The 3524-nt window shown below is 39.2% G+C and carries 3 protein-coding genes and 1 pseudogene; all 4 read right to left on the bottom strand.

The window, feature by feature from the left end; genetic code table 11:
- Nucleotides 1-81: 81 nt before the first annotated feature.
- Nucleotides 82-624, bottom strand: coding sequence for a hypothetical protein (locus tag BUB38_RS15525; protein WP_073161636.1), 543 nt, complete (start codon nt 622-624; stop codon nt 82-84).
- A 253-nt stretch (nt 625-877) separates the two neighbouring features.
- Nucleotides 878-1594 (bottom strand): hypothetical protein, encoded by a 717-nt coding sequence (locus tag BUB38_RS15520; protein WP_073161635.1) that lies wholly within the window; start codon nt 1592-1594, stop codon nt 878-880.
- Between the two features lie 2 nt (nt 1595-1596).
- Nucleotides 1597-2733: an AAA family ATPase gene (locus BUB38_RS15515; protein ID WP_073161634.1), complete on the bottom strand. Its 1137-nt coding sequence runs from the start codon at nt 2731-2733 to the stop codon at nt 1597-1599.
- A 172-nt stretch (nt 2734-2905) separates the two neighbouring features.
- A pseudogene (locus BUB38_RS15510) lies at nt 2906-3524 on the bottom strand (nucleotidyltransferase family protein); the annotation flags it as partial.

Here is a 3524-nt window from a genome sequence, read left to right as displayed (position 1 = left end):
ATGGATTTGTATAATTTTGACATGGGCTTTTTCTTCTGTTTTTTTTGGCGATTAAATTTTAGAAAATAGCCCATTTTTTGTTTAATTTAGGCGAATGTCAACAAAAAAGGGTGGCGAAGCCACCCACACATGTTGATGAAGAGCCAGAAAAATGTACTTTTTTATGAAAGCACTTTGTTCTTTTTTCAAATCCGTTTCTGTATGCGAGGGGGGGTAGCGAGAGCAAGGAATGCTGGCGAAGTTTCCTCGGAAGTCTTTCCAGACGCCAAGGGAGTGTGGAGACCTTGACCTACCTGGATTTTCCAAATGAAAAAAGCCAGGAAGAACCTGGCCTAGAATCTGATGTTGGAACAATCCTGTTTTTAAAATTCCATTATCAATGCCTAATCTATCATGTTTAATCTTGTTGTAAAGACGCCACCATATAGGACTCGAAGTAGACCATCCTTTCCAAGGAATTTCACAGATTCCGTACTCATCTGAAACGACGGTGACTTGTTCAAACTCAGGTTGATGTTTAAGAATTATTCCCTTATACTGATCAATTTTCGACGCATTACTATCGCCATCCAATATATTGCACAACAGTTGCAACACAACATCAACTTCACTACCAATCTGCAATATCAACTTCAAAATGCATCTGAATAGCATGCATAATTAATGCGATCAATCGCAACAAACTTAGAGCAATCCAAAAATTCAAATTCGATAGATTTAAAATTTTTCCAATAAAGTTTTTTAAATTCTTTTGAATTCATTTTATTTGCGACTACAGTTCTTACAAGCGGAAGCCACCTGTTTTGAAACAAACCTTACATCTAAAGAAAAAGACTACAAAGAAATACCCATGCGGAGAGAGGACATAGTTTGCAAACTACCTTCGTCCAAGAATTTTGCTGGACATATTGTAGAGTTTATCTTTAAACACGATAAAACTAGGCGCTTGAATTTGCTCCCACAAGAATGATTCTACACGTTCTCCAACAATTTTATACGATTCATCTTCATCCACATTCAAAATCTTCGCCAAAACCTTTTTTCCCGAATTTGGACTTTTGTCTGACATCGGAAGCTTCTCAAAAAAATCGTTCTTTGAAGCGTCTTTTGGACTTAAGGCACACAAAATCCAGGATTCACTTCTTGTCTTAGGAACCATCGGAACCCCTGTTTCGAAATTTGCAGATTCAAAACCATCTTCCATTGCAGAAAACATGGCGTTATACACTTTGTCGATATCCGTACCAGAAGATGCGTCTAAATCCTTAAAGAAAATTACACCCCAATCGTCTTCATTTGCCTTGGCAAAAACTTTCGCTTTTTCTGCCAGTAATTTAGCGCATTTAGACACATAGGCGGCATTCGCAAAATTTTTCTTTAAACCACGGACAACCGCTGTTTTCTTTTCCGGTTTGCCCTTATCTGTCGCCTCAAGATCACCTCGGCTAACCTGCACAAAATCAACATACGAGACGTCATCCCAAAATGATTCTAGAAGCTTATCTACACAAACTTTCAGAGGACCCCGAGAATTAGTCTGCTTATCGTAGTACAGATCGGTCGGACCTTCACCACAAATCACGATACCGGGCATGATCAGTCCTCTTTTCTAAGACTCTCAGAAAGAGCATTCAAGTCGGTATCGCCCATAGCCTCTCCTGGCCCCATAATTTGGAGTTTTTCTTGCAGGGCAGGAATCTTAAAAAATTTCTTTGCCTTGGTAAAGTTATTTCTATCCTTATACAAGAACAGAACACTTTCTGCGGCAACGGCATCGGGCAGATAATTCAACAACAAACCGCTATGAGTTGTCACGACAATTTGTTTTCCATGATCCTTATAGCCAAGAAGCATTTTTACGAACTTGTCAAAAAGTTCCTGATTCAAGCCGTTTTCCACTTCGTCAAAAAGGACCAAGGGGCAATCCGCATACTGCTGGGACAGCATCAAGTAAAGGCGAAGCGTCCCATAGCTTAAACTTGTGGCGTTGAAAGCAGTTTTTTCCAGTTCACTTAACAGAATCGTCTTCCAACCGAAACGTTGTTTTTTCACTTCATATTTCTTCAAGGTCGGATAAAATTGCTGCAAATCCTCAAAAATTTTCTTTTGTGAATCCAATGGCAGATTGGCAAAAAAACCACACAGATTCTTACCATTCTCCTCAACATCCACAGGCGCATTTTTTGAACTTTGCCTTGTCGAAGAAGCGATTGCGTGGGGATCAAGAACTCCAAACAGTTTCAACTGCTTTAGTTGACCGCCCAGTTTTGTCGCATACAACGAAAAGATTGATCCATCGTACTTTAAATTGCTGAAATCAACACTTTTCGTTTCATCGGAGATTTTAGTAATGAATTTTCCAGAAGAATAAGAATACTTGGCATTGTCATCTTGCATGATTTCAGACGAGCAACGTAATTCCCTTGTATTGAATTTACCTTCCCAATAGACATCTGTGGAATTCAATACTGCCTCAATCCGGATTTCAATTGAAAACTTTTTCTCCGTCCCAATGGTCAGCAGTTCGTTAGCAGTCAAATCCTGACTTGCAAGCCACTCCTTCATGTTGCCGTTCATCAGCGCCTTGATAAATCCAAGTAGCTGCAATACAGTCGTTTTTCCGGAACCATTCACACCAATCAAACAAACAAAATCAGTCAAGTCGCTGATTTCAAAATTCGACAGCGACTTAAAATTCTTAACTGCAATTTTTTTGACTTTGAAATTATCCATAACAGTAACCAGTGGGTAATATAGTATTTTTGCATCGACATTTTACCCGATCAAATCCTTCAAAGGGGAATTTTCGTTCTCAGAAGCTATACTTCGCTCCGGTATATTCACGGACTCCCTGAGACATTGACGATTGATCCTGTTTTTAGTGGACGGCAGTGATATTCTTCATTTATCTTCTTCCTAAGGCTATTTTACCTTTTTTTATTCTTTTGGGAATCAAAGATATAGTCCATTTCCAATAAAAAACTTCATGCCATACCCCTTCCGAAAAGTCAAACTTCATCATTTTAAGAGAGAACAACCTGTCGGAAAGCCAACGTTTAATCAAACTAAGTTCGTAAGCTTTTGAATATTGGCCAAAATTTCCACCAGACAAAATGACATTTAAAAGAATATCACCACGTTTCTTATCTGGCGGGCATAACAAGAGAGAATCACCCAAACAAAATACTTCTTGCATCACCCACATTACAGCACCAGCCATATGACAAAGGCCACACTTTTTCAAAGCATCACAGGCACGTTTTCGTTCTTGTGTTGAGCAATTTAATAGAAGTTGACGATAATCCACCAATTGTCGCAAGCCAATTCCCGTTCCAAAAAAATGCTGCTTCAGATGGGAAAGCTGCATTACTAAAGCATACGCCATATTAGGCACATAGAATCCCTCATCAACCTTCTTGCAATTTATTATCTCAACTTCCGCCGTTTTTAACACTAAAAACGCACTTTTAAAACACGTCCAAACACCGGTGCTATTTTCGCACCGATGCAATCCGCCGGTCTGA

The sequence above is a fragment of the Fibrobacter sp. UWH5 genome (genome assembly GCF_900142505.1).
Lineage (GTDB): Bacteria > Fibrobacterota > Fibrobacteria > Fibrobacterales > Fibrobacteraceae > Fibrobacter.
The sequence above is the reverse complement of the archived record's forward strand: the minus strand, read 5'-3'. Positions and strand labels throughout refer to the sequence as shown.

What these genes read in the sequence shown, in the direction of transcription:
- BUB38_RS15520 (WP_073161635.1), bottom strand. Translation starts at nt 1,594, where the DNA reads ATGCCCGGTATCGTGATTTGTGGTGAAGGTCCGACCGATCTGTACTAC.
- BUB38_RS15515 (WP_073161634.1), bottom strand. Translation starts at nt 2,733, where the DNA reads ATGGATAATTTCAAAGTCAAAAAAATTGCAGTTAAGAATTTTAAGTCG.